The organism is Alteromonas sp. AWJ4_199, assembly GCF_056159165.1.
The window spans coordinates 2,153,382-2,174,307 of record NZ_JBSWUR010000001.1 but is presented as its reverse complement, the minus strand read 5'-3'; the positions used below and the strand labels follow the sequence as shown (position 1 = coordinate 2,174,307).

Sequence of the window (20,926 nt, the reverse complement as noted above, 5' to 3'; positions counted from 1 at the left end):
ATGATGGCAAAATTTTTTAAAGCACTTGTTCTAGGAGCGCTCTTAGCTAGCGTTTCAGGCCTCGTTGAGGCAAAAGAGAGCGACTTAGTAGACGGTCTAGCAGTAGTCATTACATCTGAAAATGAACAAGCTCAGATGATGGCGATGGTACTATCGCTTCAAGCGATAAAGGCGCATGGAAAAGAGGCACATATAACGTTATGTGGTTCTGCGGGCGATTTAGCACTAAGCAGCACTGAAACTAAACTGATGAAGCCAATGGACGCCTCACCATCAATGATGCCTAAAAAGTTAATTCAGTTAGGCGCAAAAGTAGAGCTTTGCCCACTTTATCTCCCAAATAAACCGGGTTCTGATAATGCACTAATAGAAGGAATTACCGTTGCTAAACCCGTTGAGGTTGCAGAGCGTTTGCTTAGTAAGAATTTTAAAAACTTAACGTACTAATTATAGTGTGAAGAAAGCCCTAACCCTTAGGTTTTAGGCTTCCTTATCTTCTTGAATATATTTGGCCACTATTCTTGACCATGCTCTACTCAGGTTGCTTTATCGAATTCGAAACTATTTAACCACTATTATAAACTCAATTAGCGGTACGTAATCAAAAAGCCTTTTAATAAAGCTGTCGAGGTTAGGTGAACATTAAGCGTATACATGCAGTTAGTTTCACCTGCGTACCCATCGCGCAAATCTGTTAAACTATTTTAAAAGATTGCCCGTTTAAAGCTGTACAGCATAATGGCGTCTATAAAAATAAAACAAAGGATCGTGTATGAGTAGTAATACCCGAGATGCAGCCTCATCAAAGGCTGGCACTGAACAGGAAACCGCGTTTAGCGTAATTGATAAGCCTACGTTTTTTGGCTCTCTTATTCTTCTTCTTTCCGTCACCATCCCTCTTATCATTTGGCCCGACCAAGGCGCACAGTGGGTAGCCACGGCCAAAGAGTTTGTTACCAGTAAGCTTGGCGTTTTATACCTGTTACTCGGTGTGGGTGCAGGTGGCTTTATGGTGTACATCATGTTCAGCGATATCGGCCAAATAAAACTGGGCGAGCCTGAAGAAAAGCCCGAGTTCTCGCCCGTGTCCTGGGCTGCTATGCTGTTTTGCGCCGGCATTGGGGCGTCTATCTTGTACTGGTCTATGATTGAGTGGGTGTACTACTACCAAGCACCGCCGTTTCACATAGAAGGCGAAACCCCTGAAGCCGCCAAATGGGCTGCGGCCTACGGCATATTCCACTGGGGGCCGTTAGCCTGGGCTATCTACCTTATTCCTGCGGTACCCATTGCTTACTTCTACTACGTACGTAATCACAGCGTACTTAAAATATCTGAAGCCCTAATGCCGGTAATAGGCGAGAAAATGGCTCACGGCTGGCTAGGTAAAATTATCGATATCAGCTTTATCTTCGGCATGCTAGGCGGTGGGGCCACCACGCTAGGCTTGGCAGCACCTATGATAAACGAAGGGGTACACGAACTATTCGGTGTACCTAAATCGCTAACTACTCAGGTGGTGGTGCTAATCACCTGTACCGCCATATTTGGCTACAGCGCGTATGTTGGCCTTAAAAAAGGCATTAAGCTGCTATCAGACATTAACTTTTGGCTGGCCGTAGGGTTACTGCTATTTATCTTCATTGTTGGGCCTACACTATTTATGGCCAATACCGGGTTAGACGCCCTTGGCCGGGTAATGAGCAACATCATTAAAATGGCCACATGGTTAGAGCCCTTCGCCGAATTCAACGGCTTTGAAGACACTCACTTTCCGCAAGACTGGACTATTTTCTACTGGGCCTGGTGGCTGGTGTTCGCGCCAAGCGTAGGCTTGTTCATTGCTCGTATTTCAAGGGGCCGTACTATTCGCGCTATGGTGGCAGGCTCTATGTTCTTCGGTACCATGGGCTGCTTCTTATTCTTTATGATAATGGGGAACTACGGCCTGTATTTACAGCTATCGGGTGAACTAGACGTAGTTACCATACTGAATCAAGAAAGCCCTACAGCGGCTATTTTTGCCATGCTGCATACGCTGCCGCTCGACTACTTAGTTATTTCTGTATTCACGCTACTGGCACTAATCTTTACCGCCACCACGTTCGATTCCATTTCTTACATTTTGGCTGCTGTAGTACAAAAAGAAGTAGACGAAGAGCCACTACGTTGGAACCGTTTATTCTGGGCCTTTGCGCTATCTTTCATGCCCATAGTGCTTATGTTCGTGGGCGGGTTAGAAACACTGCAAACCGCATCAATAATCGGGGGCGTACCGCTATTAGCTGTGGCCTTTATGTTGTGTGTTGCCATTGTACGGGCCGCAAACTACGACATGCGCTACCAGCCCGACTACTCGGTAAAAGAAATCAACATTGGTGAGTTCCCAGACGACGACCCATGGAGCGAAGAGGGCAGTTGGGACATTGACGAGGAAGGTGAGGAGGCCGAAGAAGACGTGCCTATAGCCGCAAAACCCAAACCACGCGGGCCAAAAGACCATATTGAAGGCGACCCGCACAGCAAACCATCGCGATTGTAGGCTTTACCGAACAGGTCATAAATAAGGATTAACTTACAAATAGTGACTAAGCTATAAAGCAAAGCGCTGCCAAAAGGTGGCGCTTTCTTCATTTTAACGCCGCACAATTAACTTTCACAAAAGGCGTGCTGTGTTAACGTAGCCACCATAAATAGCCCTATTTTTAGCAACAACGTTCAAGCCAATAGCAGCATGTCAGTAAAGAATTACCAAAAATTCTACCAGCCACTAAGAGCCGTGAACTCAGAAGACTTCGGCCGCTGTTTTTATTGCGGCTGCGAAACTGCACGCCAAGACTTTATCCCGCCCATAAAATTCATTCACGACTGGCAAAGCGGGAACCTGCAGGCTGATTTCATCTCTGTACCTTCATGCAACGAATGCTTCGACCTGCTAAAAAATGAAAACAACGGCACCCTAGAACCCAGAATAAACACCTTAAAAAAGCGATTGGCAGAAAAGTATAAGAAGGCCATTAGGGTATATAACCACTGGAGTATGGAAGAAATTGAAGAAATGGACGCCGCATTTCAAATAAGCCTAAAAGGCGGCATGCGATTAGGCAAAGAAACCCTGTCACGCCTTCAGTTTTCTGGGTTCGACTATGAAGTAAACGGCAGCATAACGCGGGTGACAAAACCACAGCGCGAGATTTTTAAAGTGTTCGATGAAGAGTTTAGCAGCTTTAGAGAAGCGCTAGCCTTTGCCAGCGCTACCTACAAAATAAAGAAAAGCCGGCTAAGTCAGCTTTATTTCGATAACGATGAAAGCTTCGATAGGGCGATTGAGGCTTTTCATGAATTGGTTGAAGACCATCAATCAAAAGCTGATTGATGGTATTAGACTCCTGGATCAGAGGTTCGAACCCTATCGGCCCACCATTATTCTTGACCGTTTTTTAAGAAGTACAAGTCAGAAAACCCCATTTTTACAAATTCGGTATCTCTGAAGTTTCTTACGGTTTTTTTGTCTTTACTGATAGCGGCAAGTTGCTGTTCAGTTTGAAGGAACTGGGAAAGGTCCATTCCTTCAGCATCGGCCACGGCTTCATGCATATTTTGATGGCGGCTGTAAGAAAAATTTATCTCTTTTGCCACACCTTTAAACTTATAACGTACTTTATGGGCCATGTTCTACTCACGTTGGTCGATGTAATTCAAAAACGGTTTAACGGCTATTATAAACTCAATTAGCGCCAATAATTATCGTATTAAAAAAGTGGGTGGCAAAATCGCAGTGCGAGGTGTTTAAAGTGTTCGAGAATAATAAAAGCATTGATAGGGCGATTGAGGTTGCTCAATAAAGGATAAATACTTTAGATTGCTATGATGTTTTAAACTAAACATCAATAAAGCTTACCTAAAATACGAGGGATGTATGGGGCCTGATTTCGAAAATAGTAAAGTACTCCTGATGAGAGGACCTGTTGAATTGATCAGCGAGGGATATGCTGGAATTGGGTGGGGGCAATTTCAGCTTTGCAATTTCATCACTTCTGACAAGTTCTTTGAACATCTCGTTTGCACACAGCAAAGCGTAGGACGTAGCGGCAATCAACTACGCCGTTTCATTGAAGTTAAGAAGGGCGATATTATTGTGGTGCCAGCGCCTGCCCGCATATACATAGGTATTGCTACTGGCGAGAAACAATTCTGCGCAGACAAACCATGGGGCGAAAACCAAATAGAAGTGACGTTTCCCTGCGATGCTGAAAATGAGCCAATTTCTATTGCACGTACAGACTTGAAACAAGGTTTACAGTCAAGGCTGCGTATACGCTTAACGGTTGCTGATTTAGATTACTTCAAAGACGAAATTATAGAGCGTTACAACGACATTAAAAATAATGTGAGTAGCGGTGCCCTATCCAAAATTAATGAAAAAGCCGGGGAAAAATTAGAGCAATTTAAAACAAAATTGTTAGATAACCTTCGAAATAGAAATCATTACTTGGAAGCTGGTGGGCAGGGCTTAGAACACCTAGTAAAAGAATTGCTTGAAATTGAAGGTTACACTGCGGTTATACCCAGTAAGCAAAGTCACGAGGTTGGCGTTGATGTTGATATAGAAGCCCAGTCACGCAACCCTTTCATTACGCAAGAACTGCTGATTCAAGTGAAAGACCACGTGGGATATACAGATAAGCATGCCATCGAGCAGATAGCGAAAGTTGAAAAAAAAGAAGATTGTTACCGATGGGTAGTATCATTAGGTGATTTTGCCGAAGATGTAACACAGCACGCGGACGGATTGAGCGTTAACTTAATGAATGGAACTCAACTTGTGGATTGGTTAGCTGAGCGTTGGCAAGATCTGTCCGCTACGACCAAGCAAAAACTTGGTATCGCTTCAGTCCCGCAACTTATATTTTAAATCCCCTATGTTGAAAACGAATCTCTTTGCTAATAAGTATTGAAACACTTATTAGCAAAGGAGAAAGCCTGAATGCTCTTCACTCATTCGAAAAATCTAACTCTTCTGAAAGCTTGCGCATTTCTGCTGCTATGAGAACTCACTATTATTTTTTAGATAACAATATAGCTAAATGTTTTTCATTGATTATTTATCTTTTGCTTTCGGTACCCCACTCTTCAACCGTGTAATAGTCAACAAGAAACTCATGAAGTCTATCTTCAGCCGTATATCCTTGCTCTGTATTGCTATGAATTACGGCTTCGATAACATTTCTAACGAAGATAGCGTTATCTTTGAGACTAGAAAGCTCATTATAAATCCAATCACTCCAGACCTTAATATATTCACTTGATTCATCGTTAATATTATTGAACAGCTTGAGCTGCTTGATATTTTGATTTTTATAACGGAAAGCCGCTGCAATGTAATCGTGTGCGGCTTGAAGAACTCTATGGTCAATAGAATTAATCTTGTTTAGTAATGGAATGTTGGGGTGATTTGCTTGGAGGATTGAGTCAGCGGTAATGTACTGTTTCTTAGCAACGTTGAATATTAAGCTAAGAGTCTTTCCATAGGACTCTTTTTGAATATTTTTTAACAATTCATTGTTATCATTTTGAAATCTATTTCCCACTATCACTACAAATCCTTATGGTTTACACGTGTCTTAAAATAAACCATACTATGCAAAAGTATAAAAATAAACAGGGACGATGCTCGACTCCATCAGCTTTGCTCAAAAACAACGCCTTGCCTATATCGACTTTTGCTTGCTATTCAAAGGTGCGATTTACCGTCAGGACTTAATTAATCGTTTTCAGGTCGGTTTATCGGCAGGCTCGCGCGATTTCAGCATTTACAAGGAGCTTGCACCGGATAACCTGTCTTACGACTCGAGAGAGAAACGTTACTTTCAGACACCTCAATTCAAGCCTGTCTTTGAGCACGATGCAAGACGCACTTTGACTAAACTCGCAAATGATATATCCGATGGGTTTGATGCAATAGGCGATATCCACTTCCCCGTAGAAGCACCGTCGAGTCTAAATGTGCCCGACATCTTTATTGTTGCGCGCCTTGTTCAGGCTATCCTCAATAACAAAGCGGTTAGCGTTATCTACACGTCACTTTCTAGCGGTTCGAATGCCAGAGAACTTGTACCTCACTCCATAGTCGACAATGGCCTACGCTGGCACGTCCGCGCCTTTGATCGTAAGAGTCAAAGCTTTCGTGACTTCGTGTTAACGCGCATTAGTAAGGTAACGATTAAAGACACGCCTATTGAAGAGGAAAGCGTCCAAGCAGATACCGAATGGCAGCGTCTTATACCACTTCAACTCGTGCCGCATCCTAAGAATGTCGAACATCCAACTGCGATAGAAATGGACTACGGTATGGAAAATGAGCAGTTGTTCATCAAAGTAAGAGCTGCGATGGCAGGCTATCTGTTAAGGCGGTGGAATGTCGACTGTACAGAGCGGGGAACACTCCGCGGAGCTGAGTATCAACTATGGTTGCAGAATCGTTTCGCATTGAATGATGTAGGCAATTTGGCTATCGCACCGGGATATAAAGAAAAACAAGCAAGGAGCACGGAATGTTAAAACTGGAAGACATTAAAAAGGATGCACAGATAAAAGGCATTCAAAGTGATGAGGTAGTCAGAGTTGTCCAAGTCGAGCCTGTTGGTGATGCCGCAGTCACGGTTTATTACAAAGATAGTCAAGGCAAGCTTGGTGAGCAGATGTTGTTCCGCTCTGATGAGTCACGTTTGTCACTCGCAAAAGAAGGTCGCCCATGGGCATTCGATGCACCGGGCGCTGAATTCAAGCTTGGATTGGAAGCCTATCGTATAAGTCAGGCTGCGCTCTTCGACCCGATGATGGCCGTTCATACATCAAATGTTGACCCGCTTCCTCATCAAATATCAGCAGTATACGAGTCCATGTTACCGAAGCAGCCATTACGCTTTGTTTTAGCGGATGATCCCGGTGCAGGTAAAACGATTATGGCTGGTTTACTTATTCGCGAATTGATAATGAGGGGTGACGCGAAACGCATTCTCATTGTTTCACCGGGATCGCTGACGGAACAATGGCAAGATGAATTGCTTGAAAAATTTGGCGTAACGTTTGAGATATTCAGCCGTGAGAAGCAAGAACAATGTGCCTCAGGTAACTTTTTCGATGAGACCGACCAATTAATATGTCGTCTTGATCAATTATCCAGAAATGAAGAATTCCAAGAAAAGCTCAAAAATACAGAGTGGGACTTAATCATCGTGGATGAAGCCCACAAATTGTCCGCGAGCTACTTTGGTAACAAAGTGAACAAAACACGCCGTTTCCAATTGGGTGAGCTATTAGGCTCCATTACTCGTCATTTTTTGTTAATGACAGCGACACCGCACAACGGTAAAGAAGAAGATTTTCAGATATGGCTGTCACTACTCGATGGTGATCGTTTTTACGGAAAGTTTCGAGAAGGTGCACACAAAGTTGATGTCTCCGACATGATGCGACGAATGGTCAAAGAAGAACTCCTTAAATTTGACGGAACACCACTCTTTCCTGAAAGGAGGGCTTACACAGCAAATTATGAGCTCTCTCCCATGGAAGCTTCGCTCTACGAGCAAGTGACAACATATGTTCGTGAGGAGATGAATCGAGCAGATAATCTCGATAGCAAGAAGAAAAACAACGTTGGTTTTGCATTAACAATGCTTCAGCGCCGCTTGGCATCAAGTCCTGAAGCTATTTATCAATCGCTGAAACGCCGTCGAAAGCGTCTTGAAGATAGGCTCTCCGAAACTAAATTGTTAGCACGCGGGCAAGCAGTTCAGCGTGATGGTGTCGCGGAAACACTCGCTGAGTACAACAAGAGACACAAAATTGATCTGCCGGATAACTTTGATGAGCTTGATGAGGACTTAAGTGCGGAAGAATATGAGATGTACTCTGAGCAGGTTGTCGATATGGCTTCTGCTGCGGAGACCATTCCCGAGCTTGAGGCTGAAATAGCGAGTCTTAAGGATCTTGAATATCAGGCGCTGAGCGTTGTGCAATCAGGCAACGACAAGAAGTGGGAGCAACTGTCTTACCTACTTCAAGATGAGCCCGAAATGTATACCCAAAGCGGTGCTCGCCGAAAATTACTCATATTTACCGAACACAAAGATACGCTTAATTACCTAGTGAAAAGGATAAGCGACATGCTCGGTAACGATAATGCGGTAAGAACAATTTATGGCGGTACCAACCGAGACGAACGAAGAAAAATTCAAGAAGAGTTCCGCAACGACCCAGACGTAATAGTGCTAATCGCCACCGATGCTGCAGGGGAAGGGGTGAACCTTCAAAACGCCAATTTGATGGTTAACTACGACCTACCCTGGAATCCAAATCGTTTAGAGCAAAGGTTTGGTCGTATTCACCGTATCGGCCAAACAGAAGTATGTCACCTATGGAATATAGTTGCTGCCGAGACGCGAGAAGGTGAAGTTTTTAAAAAGCTATTCGACAAAATTGAGATAGAAAAAGAAGCTCTAGGTGGCAAGGTTTTCGATGTGCTGGGTGAAGCCTTTGATAATGTGTCGCTAAAAGACTTGCTTGTCGATGCCATTCGTTATGGTGAGGCTCCTGAAACCAAAGCGAAGATGAATGAGGTTATCGATGGTGCACTCGACCAAGAACACCTAAAAGAAATCCTTCGAAGAAATGCCTTGGTCGAGCAGCACATGGGGCTGGAAGAGCTTTACGCCGTTAAGGAAGAAATGGAAAAGGCAGAAGCGCGTAAGCTTCAACCTTATTTTATTCGCGCATTTTTCACTGAATCGTTTCAAACGCTGGGCGGCGAAATGCGCAACAGAGAATCAGGTCGATTTGAAGTAAGGCACGTGCCTGCTGCCATAAGAGAGCGTGACAGAGTAATAGGTGAAACGCGAACCCCTGTTCTGCGTAAATACGAACGAATCTGTTTCGAGAAACATCATGTACGCCAACAGGGCAAGCCCATGGCAGATATGATTCATCCACTGCATCCGTTAATGCACGCTACCACAGACTTGGTTCTTCAAGCGCACAGACCAAAGCTAAAGCAAGGCGCCGTTCTGGTTGACCCTAACGATGATGGACTTGAGCCAAAAGTGTTATTTATGGTCGACCATACGGTGAGAGAAGCCGGGAATAATGGTGAAGTTGCATCAAGACGGCTCCAATTTGTTGAGATAGATGAAAATGGTAATGCGATTAATGCTGGATGGGCTCCACATCTGGACCTTCAGCCCATCGACGATTACGACAGAAAACTAGTCGGAGATATCTTACAGTCTCCATGGCTGAACAATAATCTGGAAGGCTTAGCGTTAAATCACGCATCTCAACAACTCGTGCAGGAGCACTACAATGAGGTAAGAGACAGAAGGGAGCGTCAGGCAGATAAAACGCTCCAAGCGGTAAATGATAGACTGGTCAAGGAAATTAACTATTGGTCAGACCGCTATATAAAACTGAAAGACGATGTAGATGCCGGTAAGCAACCCAAAATGCAGCCAGAAATGGCAAGACGTCGAGTCGACGAGTTAACTGCAAGACTAGAGCAGCGGAAAGCTGAGTTAGCAAACCTCAAGAATGTTGTCTCCAGTACGCCAGTAGTCATGGGCGGTGCGTTAGTCATACCTCAAGGTCTTCTTGCACACAGAAAGGGTGAAACACAGTTCAGTGTCGACGCTGAATCACGCTCTCGAATTGAGCGAGTTGCAATGCATGCAGTCATGGATGTTGAGGAGAGCTTTGGTTTTGATGTTAAAAACGTAGGTGCAGAAAAGTGTGGATGGGACGTGACGTCTCGACCACCGAGGCAAGAAGATGGCTCAATTAAACCCGACAGACATATTGAAGTTAAGGGAAGAGCTAAAGGTCAAAGTACAATTACAGTGAGCCGCAATGAAATTATCTATGGGCTTAATCAAGCAGATAAATTTATTTTAGCGATAGTCGTAGTAGATGGTGACGAATTCGAAGGTCCATACTACGTGAAAACGCCGTTTAAAGGTGAGCCAGACTTTGGTGTCGCTAGCATTAATTATGATTTAAGTGAACTGCTCTCAAAGGCAGTTGCACCAAACGAAACACTCTAAAGGCAGAAAGATGTCAGAAATAAAAATACCCAAAAAATTAATAGAAGTAGCACTGCCGTTAGATGATATAAATGCGGCAGCGGCCAAAGAAAAATCAATCCGTCATGGGCATCCCAGTACCCTTCATCTTTGGTGGGCACGCCGTCCGCTTGCGGCAGCAAGAGCAGTGATATTTGCCCAAATGGTGAATGACCCTTCTGAAACGGTAAGTGGTGACAAACGCCTTAGAGAAACAAAGCTAAAGATTCAAAATGAGCGTGAGAAGCTTTTCGATATTATTCGAGATCTGGTCAAGTGGGAAAATACCACTAACGTGACAGTGTTAAATCGTGCAAGAGAGGTGATTAAGGAAAGTTGGCGATATACATGTGAACTTAACAAAAAACATCCCAAGGCTTCAGAGCTATTTAATCCAGAAAAGCTCCCAGAATTTCATGACCCATTTGCAGGTGGTGGGGCTATCCCACTAGAAGCTCAGCGTTTAGGATTGGAGGCCTATGCGAGTGATCTCAACCCTGTGGCTGTAATGATTAATAAAGCAATGGTTGAAATTCCCCCAAGATTTGCAGGTCATCCTCCAGTAGGCCCGATTGCAGCGCAAGCAGAACAAACGGATATGATGGACTCCTGGCCTGGAGTGTCTGGGTTGGTTACTGACATAAAAAGGTATGGGCATTGGATACGCTCAGAAGCTGAGAAAAGAATAGGTCATTTATTTCCCAAAGTTAAGGTTACACAAGAAGTTGTCAGTGAGAGAGAGGATTTAGCACCTCTACTCGGGGAGGAGTTAACAGTTATTGCTTGGTTATGGGCTAGAACAGTAAATAGTCCAAATCCCGCTTACAGCGATAAAGCAGTTCCTCTCGCTTCGAGCTTTGTGCTGTCCAGAAAAAAAGGTAGAGAAGCGTATGTACAGCCACAAATATTGCCAGACAACTACAGCTTCAAAGTGTGCTTAGGAAAAGCTCCAGACCATCTAAAAAAGGGAACTAAAGCTGCCAGAGGCGCAAATTTCACCTGTATTTTATCTGGTTCACCTATTGAAGGCGGATACATAAAGTCTGAAGGAAGAGCTGGAAGAATGGGGGCAAAACTAATGGCTGTAGTTGCTGAAAGTCGCCTAGGAAGAGTTTTCCTATCACCTACAAAAGAAATGGAAGATATTTCCGATGAGGTAAAAGCTAACTGGAGGCCAGAAACTAAATTAGCCCATGATAAGAGGGCACTTTGGACTCCGCCATACGGGCTAGAATCATTTGCAGATTTGTTCACGGAACGTCATTTAGTAGCACTTACGACTTTTGCAGATTTAGTTAAAGAAGCTAGAGACAAAGCAATCTCTGATAAAACAGCCGCAGGGTTTTCATCTGATAAACGCAGCTTGGATGAGGGAGGATCTGGAGCTATTGCATATGGTGATGCTTTGGCTGTGTACTTAGCATTCGCAGTGGACCGGTCTGCAAATACTCTTTGTACAATAGCAAGGTGGACCGCAGACAGAGAGCAAACAGTTACTGTATTTTCACGTCAAGCGATACCCATGTCTTGGGACTATCCTGAGGTAAATCCGTTTTCAAAAGCTGCCGGAGCGTTTGAGGTCTCAGTAGCTGGAGTCACTAAGGGTATTCCAAGTATCGATAAGACAGCGGGACATGCTTTTCAAGCTGACGCCTCCAATCAAAACATTTCAGTGAATAAAGTTGTCTCTACCGATCCACCTTATTACGACAACATTGGTTACGCTGACTTGGCTGACTTTTTCTACGTCTGGTTGCGCAGATCTCTAAGAAATATATACCCCGCATTATTCTCGACGATAGCTGTTCCAAAAGCTGAAGAGCTCGTTGCTATACCATATAGGCATTCTTCTAAAGACGATGCTGAAAACTTTTTTCTCAATGGGATGACAAATGCTATATCGAAAATTTCGAGCAGTGCGCATCCAGCCTATCCAGTTTCAATTTATTACGCGTTTAAACAGTCAGAAACAAACAATAACAGTACATCCAGTACCGGGTGGGAAACTTTTCTCGAAGCGGTTATCCAAGCTGGTTTTTCGATTGATGGAACATGGCCAATGCGAACCGAAATGGGAAATAGAATGATTGGCTCTGGAACAAATGCGCTTGCATCGTCTGTTGTTTTAGTTTGTACCAAGCGAACATCGGCTGCTGACTCTATTAGCAGGAGGCAGTTTCAACGCGAACTGAGAGATAGAATGCCCGAAGCATTGGAAGCAATGATCGGTGGTAATGCCGGCACTTCCCCCATTGCGCCGGTGGATTTAGCACAAGCCTCTATTGGCCCAGGTATAGCTATTTTTTCAAAATATGAATCAATAATTGAATCAGATGGTTCGCAAATGAGCGTGCACGACGCTCTTATTTTAATCAATAGAGCAATTACTGAATATTTGAATCCTGACAGTGGAAGTTTTGATAGTGACACGCTGTTCTGTGACGATTGGTTTAGTCAATATGGTTGGAGCGCAGGTTCGTTCGGTGAGGCAGATACGCTCGCACGAGCGAAAGGTACGTCGGTAGACGGTGTTCGCGACGCAGGTGTAATCGAGTCCGGTGCTGGAAAGGTTAGATTATTAAAATGGAGTGAATATCCAGCGGACTGGGACCCTAAAACAGACGACAGAACACCAGTTTGGGAAGCTTGTCACCAAATGATCCGTGTACTGAACCAACAAGGTGAAGCGGATGCTGGTACTTTACTGGCACGAATGCCAGAACAGGGTGAACATATTCGACAACTCGCCTATCACTTATATACCTTGTGTGAGCGCAAAAAATGGGCAGAAGAGGCCAGAGCTTATAATGAATTAATAGGTTCATGGCACGCAATCGTAGCAGCTTCTCAGGAAGCCGGTGAGCGTGGCTCTCAGTCAGAACTTGGATTTGATTTTTAAGAGGGAGATAAAGAAATGAGTTTAAAACCATGGCGAGAAATAGCGCGCCCTCACAAAGATGTTTTAGAAGGTACATTTAAGCAGTCAGAGTTTGCCGCAGATATTTCACAGGTTGCTTCGGGAACTGCGACACATGAATATCAGGATGCTGAAAAGTTTTTCTCCAGAACCTTCATAACAGAAGGTATGAGACTACTACTTATATCTGTTGCTCAGCGGCTTGCGGGGCAAGGCGGCGACCCTGTTATTCAGTTACAAACAGCATTTGGTGGTGGTAAAACTCACACCATGCTCGCGGTTTTGCATTTAGCATCAAGACAAGTGAGCACCGATAAGTTACAGGGTATACCGCCTTTACTGGATGAGGCTGGTATTGCTGATTTGCCGAGTGCAAAGGTTGCAGTGATTGACGGTATTAAGTTGTCACCTAGTCAACCACAGCGGCACGGAAGTGTATCGGCTAATACCATATGGGGTGAGCTGGCATGGCAACTTTTGGGTGAAGAAGGCTATCAGATGGTTGCACAAAGTGACGCTGATGGTGCATCACCCGGTAAAGAAGTTGTTCGTCAATTAGTAGAGAAAGCAGCGCCGTGTGTTATTTTGATAGATGAGTTAGTTGCGTTTATTCGCCAGTTGGAAGTCGGCAAACAATTTAACGCAGGTACATTTGATAGCAATATTTCCTTTATTCAGGCGCTAACGGAAGCGATGAAGTCAGTACCTAACGCTATTCTGCTTGCATCACTACCTGAATCAGAGATAGAGGTCGGTGGCACTATGGGCCAGCGCGCCCTAGAATCACTTGAGAAGTATTTCGCGCGTGTCGAGTCAGTTTGGAAGCCTGTAGCAAGCACAGAAGCGTTTGAAATTGTTCGTAGAAGACTCTTTGAATCTGCTGGAGATCGAGCAGAGGTTGAAGGCATCAGTCGTCAATACTCTGATTTTTATCGCGCGAATAGCGATAAGTTTCCAGTAGAGACGCAATCCAATGTATATTTCGAGCGCCTTACACAATCTTACCCTATTCATCCTGAAGTGTTTGATCGCCTTTATGAGGATTGGTCGACACTCGATAAATTCCAGCGCACCCGTGGCGTACTGCAATATATGGCGATTGTGATACATAAACTATGGAATTCAGACAATAAAGACGCATTGATCATGCCCGGCTCTATTGCACTTGACGATAGCAATGTTCGTAATAAAAGTATTCACTACTTACCACAGGGATGGGAGCCAGTTCTCGAGAAAGAAGTCGATGGGCCTCGGTCTGAAGCATTTGATATAGATGGTAAAGATACGCGTTTTGGCAGCGTTCAAGCCGCTAGACGTGCGATGCGTACAATCTTCTTAGGAAGTGCGCCTTCTAATGCCGAGCAAGGCGTTAAAGGTATAGATTACGAACACATACTATTGGGATGTGTTCAGCCTGGCCAGACAATAGGTGTGTTTGAGGATGTCTTAAAACGCCTGCGAGATAGGCTACATTACCTGTATTCTGAACAAGATAGGTTTTACTTGGATACGCGTCCCAACCTTCGTCGTGAAATGGAAAGCCGCAAGCAGAATATTGATGATCTACAAGAGCTGTATCCCGCTCTAAAAGACCGTGTAGGAAGAGTTTTTGGTAGAAGTCATTGTTTTGCCGGGATTCATGTATTTACTTCGTCAATTGACGTACCTGACGACTATGGAACAGGGCCTAGATTGGTTGTTCTTCCGCCTCATCAAGCCTATCACCGTTCGGATGATCGTCTGGCATGCGAAGCAGCAGAACAGATACTTCGCAAGCGAGGTGACCAACCGCGTCAAAAGCAAAATCGGCTTATATTCTTTGCCGCGGACTACGATGTGATGAGTCGTCTTAAAGAAGCAGGTCGCACATTCCTAGCTTGGAAAAGCATAGTCAACGATGTTAATGACGGCAAATTAGACCTGACTGTTTCTCTATCGAAACAGGCAAAGCGAAATGTAGACAATGCCGAGCAAGATTTACAGCGACTCATTCGCGATGCATACAAATGGATTATCTGTCCTGTTGAGGAATTTAGGAAAGGTAAACCTGAGCTTATTTGGGAGACAGTATCAGTTTCACCAACAGCTCCTAACTTGGTCGCAGAAATTGAGAATAAACTTCGTGAGGAAGAATGGCTTATTTCGGAATGGAGCCCTATCCACCTGAGGAATACATTAAAGCAATGGTATTTGAAAGATGGTGTATCTGAAGTCAGTGCATTAAAGGTATGGCAAGACAGTTGTCATTACCTCTATCTGCCACGTCTTGTGAACAATCAAACGTATGAAAACGCGATTAGTGCGGGGATAACTTCGGAAGACTTCTTTGCGTACGCAGCTGGGAAAGACGGCGATAAATATCTCGGCTTTGCCTTTGGACGCGATACGATGATTCATATCGACGATGCGTCTTTACTGATTGATAGGGAAGCAGCAGAAGCCTATCGAGAAGCTATGAAGCCAGCGCCACAGCCTGCGCCGCCAAGTCCTGAACCGGGGCCGTCGCCAATGCCTAGTCCCGAACCTGGCCCTAATCCTTCACCGAATCCAGCACCGCAGCCCATGCCGACACCTGAGCAAATCAAGAAGCAGTTCTATGGCAATATAGATCTTGATCCTGTGAAAGCCAAAATGGACTTCGCAATGATTGTTGATGAGGTAGTTCAGCAGTTTACTTCCAAGTTAGGCGTTGAAGTGTCTATCTCGGTAGAGATTCAGGCTAAGTCAAAAGATGGATTTGATGAGGCTCTTCAGCGAACTATTAAAGAGAACTGTAATGTACTACGGTTCAACAGTTCGGAATTTGAAGAATAAAAGAAGAAGGGATTTATAAAGTCGCGTTTGCTCTAATTTTTGGAGAGCAAGCGTGACTCACTCTTAGCCATGGATAAAGGAGAAATATGATGGCGTGTAGTTGTTGTGGTAAAAACTTAAACAGTGGAATGATTAAGAAGCGCGATAGCGCAACAAGTAAGTTATATAAATCCTGTCCGCATTGTTCTGATGCAAATGGTACTGAGCATGTGTTTCATCCTTACCCGGCTAGTTTCGGGCATACGCCTGCTCGAAAAACAGCAAAGAATCCCGATGGTCACCAAAGCTACTGTATTTCATGTAGGCGTTTGTCGAGAGGAACACCATCACGGAACTATAAAAATGGCCTGTTGTGCAGTAATTTTTAATAGAGCTAAATGAATATATATAAAGATGATGCCGTTAATTGGCTTCAGACGCTGCCTTCTGGCAGCGTCAATCTAATGATAACTGATCCGCCATATGAAAGCCTTGAGAAGCATCGTAAGATAGGAACAACAACTCGCTTGAAGCGCAGCAAAGCGTCAAGTAATGCATGGTTCAACATATTTCCGAATGAGCGTTTCGAAGAATTGCTGTCAGAGGTCTATCGTGTTTTAAATAAAAATAGTCACTTCTATCTTTTCTGCGATCAGGAAACGATGTTTGTGATTAAACCTATTGCTGAACGTGTGGGCTTTAAATTTTGGAAACCAATCGTTTGGGATAAGGTCTGCATCGGTATGGGATACCATTATCGTGCAAGATATGAATTCATATTGTTTTTCGAAAAAGGCAAGCGCAAATTGAATGATCTCAGTGTGCCCGACATACTTGAATCAAAGCGTGTTTACAGAGGATATCCGACGGAAAAGCCAGTTGATCTACTCGAAACGCTCGTCAAGCAAAGTAGCTTGCCAGGAGAGCTAATAGTCGATCCATTTTTTGGTTCTGGCTCTACTCTTATTGCTGCAAATAATCTTGACCGTTGTTTTATGGGCAATGATATCTCAGAGGACGCCCATGAGCACTTCTTGGCTAATTTTTCAGAAGAAGGTTTAAGTGATGGCGTTATCGATAAATAGCAGTGAAACACTAGAGTTACTGAAATATGCAACCATCGATTCGCTTTGGGTAGACGGTGGTTACTTTGATCCGGCGCTCAACGCCTATGTAGATGTAAATGCGATATTAGTAAAATTTGAAACTGGTGAGACAATCAGCATTGAATTCGATGAGCATTGGTTTGAATACAGTGAAGAGCATTCAGAGTCAGAGAAAGCTGCAAACGGAATCTATTGAAGTCTGAAATTTAAAAAACAAGGCCAATTTACACGCCAAAGTGAATTGACATCAATCAAGCGCGATAAAAGTATGCGACTAGATGAAATTCATCTTGGTACGCAAGAAATAAAAAGTTACGACCATGAGCAAATGCTAGACTGCCATTCACTTTATTTGGTTTTTAACCTCTTTGAAGCCATTGCAAATTATGATTTGGGCGGTCAAAGAGCTGGACTGGCACTCTGGAACGCCCCTAGCCCTCGTCACAGATTCGGTGTAAAAATCGTTTAACAATCTAATTAACGGTGAATCCTTTCTTTTTGCACTCATAACGTTGTTGTTTTAGGCTTCGAAGTTGACTTTTCAATTGCTCGCCTTCTCTTGCACTGTAACCAGCGCGCATTTTTGAGTTAATGTTGTCAATACGCTGCTCTATGCCTGCGCATTGGTATTTAGAAGGAGTAAAGTTAGAGCCAGCAAACGAATATGTGGCTGCTACTAGTAGTAGAAGTAACGTGTACGTCTTTTTCATGATCATCCTTGAAAAATTATATGGTTAGCAATTTTATTAAGCTAGGTTGTACTACTGCGCTACAGTGGCTGCGTTTATATATACAGCCTTTCAATTGATGTTTTCAGATTGGCGAGTAGTTGTCAGTGTTTTTATCTTATAACTATGTATAGAAATTCAAACCTACTCTAGCCAACTAATGGTTTGTGTCTAACGACGTGTTGTAGTCTGATTGTACGCCATAGATATATGGCGGTGTTGAAGGACTAACATGGTAAACAGAAATGGAATTGGCGCAAAGCTTTTTATAATCGTAAGCGTTGTACTTTTTAATAGTTTGGGTGTTTTATACTTCGCGCGGGATAGTATCAATTTACCTAAATTTCTCCATCTCGCCTTTAGCTTTGTAGAAGCCAAAATTCAAGGCGAAAATAATCAAGAAAGCCTTTTACCTGATGCTTTGCGTTCACAAGAAGAAATTTCTCATGGTCAAAAGGGTTTAGAAGCTAAAAAGAATTATGACGATTATACCCAAAGTAATTCTGGCATAGGTGAGCATGAAGCCCCTCACACATACAAATGTTTAGACAAGATTAAACCACCCGAAAGAAAAACTATTTATACATGGACAGACGGGAAAGGTGTTAAGCATATAAGTGACTCTCCTAGAAAGCTAAACAGTGGTACTTCGGTAAGGGTTGCTAAAACAATTGATCCAGAGGCTATATCGCTAAATTTTCTCTCTCATAATTTACCTTTTAATGTTCAAGGGGCAGTGCGGGAAAGAGTACAGCAAGCAATAGATGCCTTTGCGCATGTTACACCCGAAGAATCAGTGGTTCCTGTTGTAGCAAATATAAGGAGCTTTAGTGATAAAGACGCGTACGAGAAATATAGTAAGCGTTTTAATCTTGCGACCGCGACTAGCTCGGGTTTTTATTCAGCAGGGCTAAATGAGTCTGCTATTTTAATTCGTGATAATGAGCAAACACTTCAAACTATAACCCATGAGATAATGCATACCATTAATCGATATTGGTATGGTCAAGTAGCGAAATGGTTGAATGAAGGAATGGCGGAATATTCAGAAACCCCGGGAGTTTTAACCAACAGCTTGTGGGTTAATCACTTTAAAAGTAATCAGCCACTAGCCTTAACCACACTCTTTGAGGGAACGGAGAGCAGTTGGCGTAAACAACCACATCAATTCTATGCTTCTAGCTGGGCTTTCGTTACCTTTCTAATGAGCGAGAATCAAGAACTCATGAGCCGGCTTCTGTTATTAGAGGCGGAAAATGGCTGCAAAGAGCTTTCCACAAAGGATATCCAATTATTGTACGGGGGAAGTATTGCTGCGCTGGAGAATGATTTTGGACGCTGGTTTAGAAGTAATTATTGATAAAACAGTCTTTTAGCATTAACGCCAATCCTCCAATTGCTGCAACGCCTTAATACGATCACGTTGCAGCGCGAACGCTTCAAATACGTCATCAAAGTCTGTGTTGCGGGGGCTTAAATTCGGAAGAGCCAAATTGGCTTGGCTGAAAAATTCTGCTTGGTTATTCCGCCAACCTTGCTTCCACCAAGAGATAATTTGTTCACGAGAACTAGAAAGCTTCAAGCCAGTGGGTAACTTGTCTGATTTGTTAGCGTTTATGCTCGATTTCGTTGGTAGCAAATTCCACAGGTCGTTGTTAGGCCATCGTGCAAACGGAAAAGCGTGATCGATAGCGTAGCTAGATAACTTCAAACGCTTACCTGACCAACAGCATGCAACATCTTCACTTGCTAGTAATTCGTTAACGCGTTTTCGAATTCTTGAAGTAGTGCGTTCTGGGTCGTCCCATCTAAGCGCATTGAGGTAATCTACTTTAGTAAGTGGCCTTTGTTTGTTTTGGCTGTACTCAGCCATTAAAGAAGACCATTCATTAATCAAAGTAGGCTCTATCCATACGCTAAACTGCGTTAATGAATCCCAAATATGAGTAGGAACATAGAACTTACCCAGTAAAGACAAAAAATCGAAGTCTAAGAGAAGGTCGGTTTTAGGTTTTCGAGTTTGATTAAGTTCAACATGAAAAACACCTTCATCAGTGCCGGGTAACGTGGTGTGCTTAGCGGGCATGTTTTTTACTGTCGAAGCGATGTCTTTTAGAGTTCGGTAAATCGCTTGCACCGTTGCACTATCTGAATAGTGCGCGCCAATATAAAAATCATTGCTAGAAAAGGCTTTAATTTGCTGCCAGCCGTCTTCCTTGATAAATCCTAATCCTCTGCTCGCATTGCTGTTTTGCTGCATTTCGAACTTATCAATTAAGGGTTTGTAAAGCTTCAGCCAATAGAGCGCCACCAGTCCAACCGGCAAAACAACATGCTTGTTTGTTTGCTCTATTAAAGCGCCTGGATGGCCTTCGGCGATTCTAAGCAGTGTTCGTAATAGTGCTACCTTATACGTTGATGATTTACTGTCGTTTATTACGATATTCCTGATTAAAGGAAATGCACCTGTACCATTATCAGGCAGCGTCAGTAAAACCGTTTGCCATTGAACATCCATACGACCTAGCTCATCGTTTGACTTTTCAGGAGTAAGTAGTCGATAAGTAAGCCCGAACTGGCTAGCAAATTTAGCCAGTTCATCTGCTGAAACAGGGTACATGGTACGTTCGTCAGCGCAGTTGCCATGTCGCAGCGAGATAATTAACTTGCCATTAGGCTTTAGCAAAGAAGATAGCTTTCTACAAGCGCGTTCTCGCGACGATGGCGCGATGTGCATCCAAACTGCACTTAGAAGTATTAAATCAAATTTAGTTTGTAAGCGAAAAACTTCAGTCAGTTCGGGTAGTGTATCTGATATCCAGTGAATTGGGTTTGAAACGGTATAGCCTTGCGCGAGCTCTCTAATGCCAGTTGCGGGCTCGACCGCAACCACACCCAAACCCTTTGAGGCTAAATAACGCGCATCACGTCCAGAGCCTGCACCCACATCCAGCACCATTCCTTCTTTAGGTATGGCGTATAACCATTCTTTGTGAACAGACTCAAAGGGTACGCTATCGTATTGTTTCGCAAGTGTCGAAGCGTTAGTTGAGTAGTACGTTATATTTTGGGTCAAACCGCTAACTTATTGCCAATCCGTTGAGTATCTATTTCTAAATCATTTAGTAAATAAACTCAAATCATCCTTCTTAAAACGAATAAACATTATTGCTTAATTGTAAATAGCAATAATTATCATTTAAATTAAGTTTAAGCTGTTTTATACTCCCGCTCGAAAAAACCAACCCTTCAAAACCAATAACAGAGAAA

At 43.5% G+C, this 20,926-nt stretch carries 16 protein-coding genes; 12 read left to right on the top strand and 4 right to left on the bottom strand.

All coding sequences use genetic code 11. The features are described from left to right. The first annotated feature begins 3 nt into the window (after positions 1 to 3). From ACXAER_RS09480 to ACXAER_RS09470, 3 genes are all read left to right on the top strand, one after another. A complete protein-coding gene (locus ACXAER_RS09480; RefSeq protein ID WP_474828689.1) occupies positions 4 to 447 on the top strand; it encodes a hypothetical protein in 444 nt (147 codons plus the stop codon). 325 nt (positions 448 to 772) lie between these two features. Next, the gene (locus tag ACXAER_RS09475; RefSeq protein WP_474828687.1) at positions 773 to 2,542 is read left to right on the top strand and encodes a BCCT family transporter; all 1,770 of its coding nucleotides are present in this window, start codon (positions 773 to 775) and stop codon (positions 2,540 to 2,542) included. 192 nt (positions 2,543 to 2,734) lie between these two features. Beyond that, positions 2,735 to 3,376 (top strand): hypothetical protein, encoded by a 642-nt coding sequence (locus tag ACXAER_RS09470; protein ID WP_474828685.1) that lies wholly within the window; start codon positions 2,735 to 2,737, stop codon positions 3,374 to 3,376. 47 nt (positions 3,377 to 3,423) lie between these two features. Here the strand turns inward: ACXAER_RS09470 and ACXAER_RS09465 are convergent, their stop codons facing one another. Continuing rightward, the gene (locus ACXAER_RS09465) at positions 3,424 to 3,672 is read right to left on the bottom strand and encodes a DUF2960 family protein (protein ID WP_474828683.1); all 249 of its coding nucleotides are present in this window, start codon (positions 3,670 to 3,672) and stop codon (positions 3,424 to 3,426) included. 283 nt (positions 3,673 to 3,955) lie between these two features. Here ACXAER_RS09465 and ACXAER_RS09460 point away from each other — a divergent pair, with 283 nt between their 5' ends. After that, positions 3,956 to 4,915 carry a restriction endonuclease gene (locus tag ACXAER_RS09460; protein WP_474828681.1) on the top strand — a complete coding sequence of 320 codons (960 nt, stop codon included), beginning with the start codon at positions 3,956 to 3,958 and terminating at the stop codon, positions 4,913 to 4,915. Between the two features lie 190 nt (positions 4,916 to 5,105). On the opposite strand, the gene ACXAER_RS09455 is transcribed toward ACXAER_RS09460, so the two are convergent. Further along, on the bottom strand, positions 5,106 to 5,591 hold the full coding sequence (locus ACXAER_RS09455; RefSeq protein WP_474828679.1) for a hypothetical protein: 486 nt from the start codon (positions 5,589 to 5,591) through the stop codon (positions 5,106 to 5,108). 79 nt (positions 5,592 to 5,670) lie between these two features. Here ACXAER_RS09455 and ACXAER_RS09450 point away from each other — a divergent pair, with 79 nt between their 5' ends. The 7 genes from ACXAER_RS09450 (at position 5,671) to ACXAER_RS09420 (ending at position 17,397) form a co-directional block, all read left to right on the top strand. Beyond that, positions 5,671 to 6,561 carry a WYL domain-containing protein gene (locus tag ACXAER_RS09450; RefSeq protein ID WP_474828676.1) on the top strand — a complete coding sequence of 297 codons (891 nt, stop codon included), beginning with the start codon at positions 5,671 to 5,673 and terminating at the stop codon, positions 6,559 to 6,561. Then, positions 6,555 to 10,094 carry a helicase-related protein gene (locus tag ACXAER_RS09445; protein WP_474828674.1) on the top strand — a complete coding sequence of 1,180 codons (3,540 nt, stop codon included), beginning with the start codon at positions 6,555 to 6,557 and terminating at the stop codon, positions 10,092 to 10,094. Before ACXAER_RS09450 ends, ACXAER_RS09445 begins: the two co-directional genes overlap by 7 nt. A 10-nt stretch (positions 10,095 to 10,104) precedes the next feature. Continuing rightward, complete coding sequence (locus ACXAER_RS09440) at positions 10,105 to 13,011, top strand: DUF1156 domain-containing protein (protein ID WP_474828672.1); 2,907 nt, start codon at positions 10,105 to 10,107, stop codon at positions 13,009 to 13,011. Positions 13,012 to 13,026: 15 nt separating this feature from the next. Then, the gene (locus tag ACXAER_RS09435; RefSeq protein ID WP_474828670.1) at positions 13,027 to 15,843 is read left to right on the top strand and encodes an ATP-binding protein; all 2,817 of its coding nucleotides are present in this window, start codon (positions 13,027 to 13,029) and stop codon (positions 15,841 to 15,843) included. Between the two features lie 377 nt (positions 15,844 to 16,220). Beyond that, on the top strand, positions 16,221 to 16,907 hold the full coding sequence (locus ACXAER_RS09430) for a DNA-methyltransferase (protein WP_474828668.1): 687 nt from the start codon (positions 16,221 to 16,223) through the stop codon (positions 16,905 to 16,907). Then, a complete protein-coding gene (locus ACXAER_RS09425) occupies positions 16,888 to 17,124 on the top strand; it encodes a hypothetical protein (protein WP_474828666.1) in 237 nt (78 codons plus the stop codon). Before ACXAER_RS09430 ends, ACXAER_RS09425 begins: the two co-directional genes overlap by 20 nt. Before the next feature lie 72 nt (positions 17,125 to 17,196). Beyond that, positions 17,197 to 17,397, top strand: coding sequence for a hypothetical protein (locus ACXAER_RS09420; RefSeq protein ID WP_474828664.1), 201 nt, complete (start codon positions 17,197 to 17,199; stop codon positions 17,395 to 17,397). Between the two features lie 4 nt (positions 17,398 to 17,401). Here the strand turns inward: ACXAER_RS09420 and ACXAER_RS09415 are convergent, their stop codons facing one another. Further along, positions 17,402 to 17,638, bottom strand: coding sequence for a hypothetical protein (locus ACXAER_RS09415; RefSeq protein WP_474828662.1), 237 nt, complete (start codon positions 17,636 to 17,638; stop codon positions 17,402 to 17,404). A 250-nt stretch (positions 17,639 to 17,888) separates the two neighbouring features. On the opposite strand from ACXAER_RS09415, the gene ACXAER_RS09410 reads away from it, so the two are divergent. After that, a complete protein-coding gene (locus tag ACXAER_RS09410; protein ID WP_474828660.1) occupies positions 17,889 to 19,016 on the top strand; it encodes a DUF4124 domain-containing protein in 1,128 nt (375 codons plus the stop codon). Positions 19,017 to 19,034: 18 nt separating this feature from the next. Here the strand turns inward: ACXAER_RS09410 and ACXAER_RS09405 are convergent, their stop codons facing one another. Then, positions 19,035 to 20,732: a class I SAM-dependent methyltransferase gene (locus ACXAER_RS09405; protein WP_474828658.1), complete on the bottom strand. Its 1,698-nt coding sequence runs from the start codon at positions 20,730 to 20,732 to the stop codon at positions 19,035 to 19,037. Between the last annotated feature and the right edge of the window lie 194 nt (positions 20,733 to 20,926).

Excerpts from the sequence above, each read along its gene's own strand:
- ACXAER_RS09435 (WP_474828670.1), top strand. The coding sequence starts at position 13,027 with ATGAGTTTAAAACCATGGCGAGAAATAGCGCGCCCTCACAAAGATGTT.
- ACXAER_RS09470 (WP_474828685.1), top strand. The coding sequence starts at position 2,735 with ATGTCAGTAAAGAATTACCAAAAATTCTACCAGCCACTAAGAGCCGTG.
- ACXAER_RS09475 (WP_474828687.1), top strand. The coding sequence starts at position 773 with ATGAGTAGTAATACCCGAGATGCAGCCTCATCAAAGGCTGGCACTGAA.
- ACXAER_RS09450 (WP_474828676.1), top strand. The coding sequence starts at position 5,671 with ATGCTCGACTCCATCAGCTTTGCTCAAAAACAACGCCTTGCCTATATC.
- ACXAER_RS09440 (WP_474828672.1), top strand. The coding sequence starts at position 10,105 with ATGTCAGAAATAAAAATACCCAAAAAATTAATAGAAGTAGCACTGCCG.
- ACXAER_RS09425 (WP_474828666.1), top strand. The coding sequence starts at position 16,888 with ATGGCGTTATCGATAAATAGCAGTGAAACACTAGAGTTACTGAAATAT.
- ACXAER_RS09460 (WP_474828681.1), top strand. The coding sequence starts at position 3,956 with ATGAGAGGACCTGTTGAATTGATCAGCGAGGGATATGCTGGAATTGGG.
- ACXAER_RS09430 (WP_474828668.1), top strand. The coding sequence starts at position 16,221 with ATGAATATATATAAAGATGATGCCGTTAATTGGCTTCAGACGCTGCCT.
- ACXAER_RS09445 (WP_474828674.1), top strand. The coding sequence starts at position 6,555 with ATGTTAAAACTGGAAGACATTAAAAAGGATGCACAGATAAAAGGCATT.
- ACXAER_RS09415 (WP_474828662.1), bottom strand. The coding sequence starts at position 17,638 with ATGAAAAAGACGTACACGTTACTTCTACTACTAGTAGCAGCCACATAT.
- ACXAER_RS09480 (WP_474828689.1), top strand. The coding sequence starts at position 4 with ATGGCAAAATTTTTTAAAGCACTTGTTCTAGGAGCGCTCTTAGCTAGC.
- ACXAER_RS09410 (WP_474828660.1), top strand. The coding sequence starts at position 17,889 with ATGGTAAACAGAAATGGAATTGGCGCAAAGCTTTTTATAATCGTAAGC.
- ACXAER_RS09465 (WP_474828683.1), bottom strand. The coding sequence starts at position 3,672 with ATGGCCCATAAAGTACGTTATAAGTTTAAAGGTGTGGCAAAAGAGATA.
- ACXAER_RS09420 (WP_474828664.1), top strand. The coding sequence starts at position 17,197 with ATGCGACTAGATGAAATTCATCTTGGTACGCAAGAAATAAAAAGTTAC.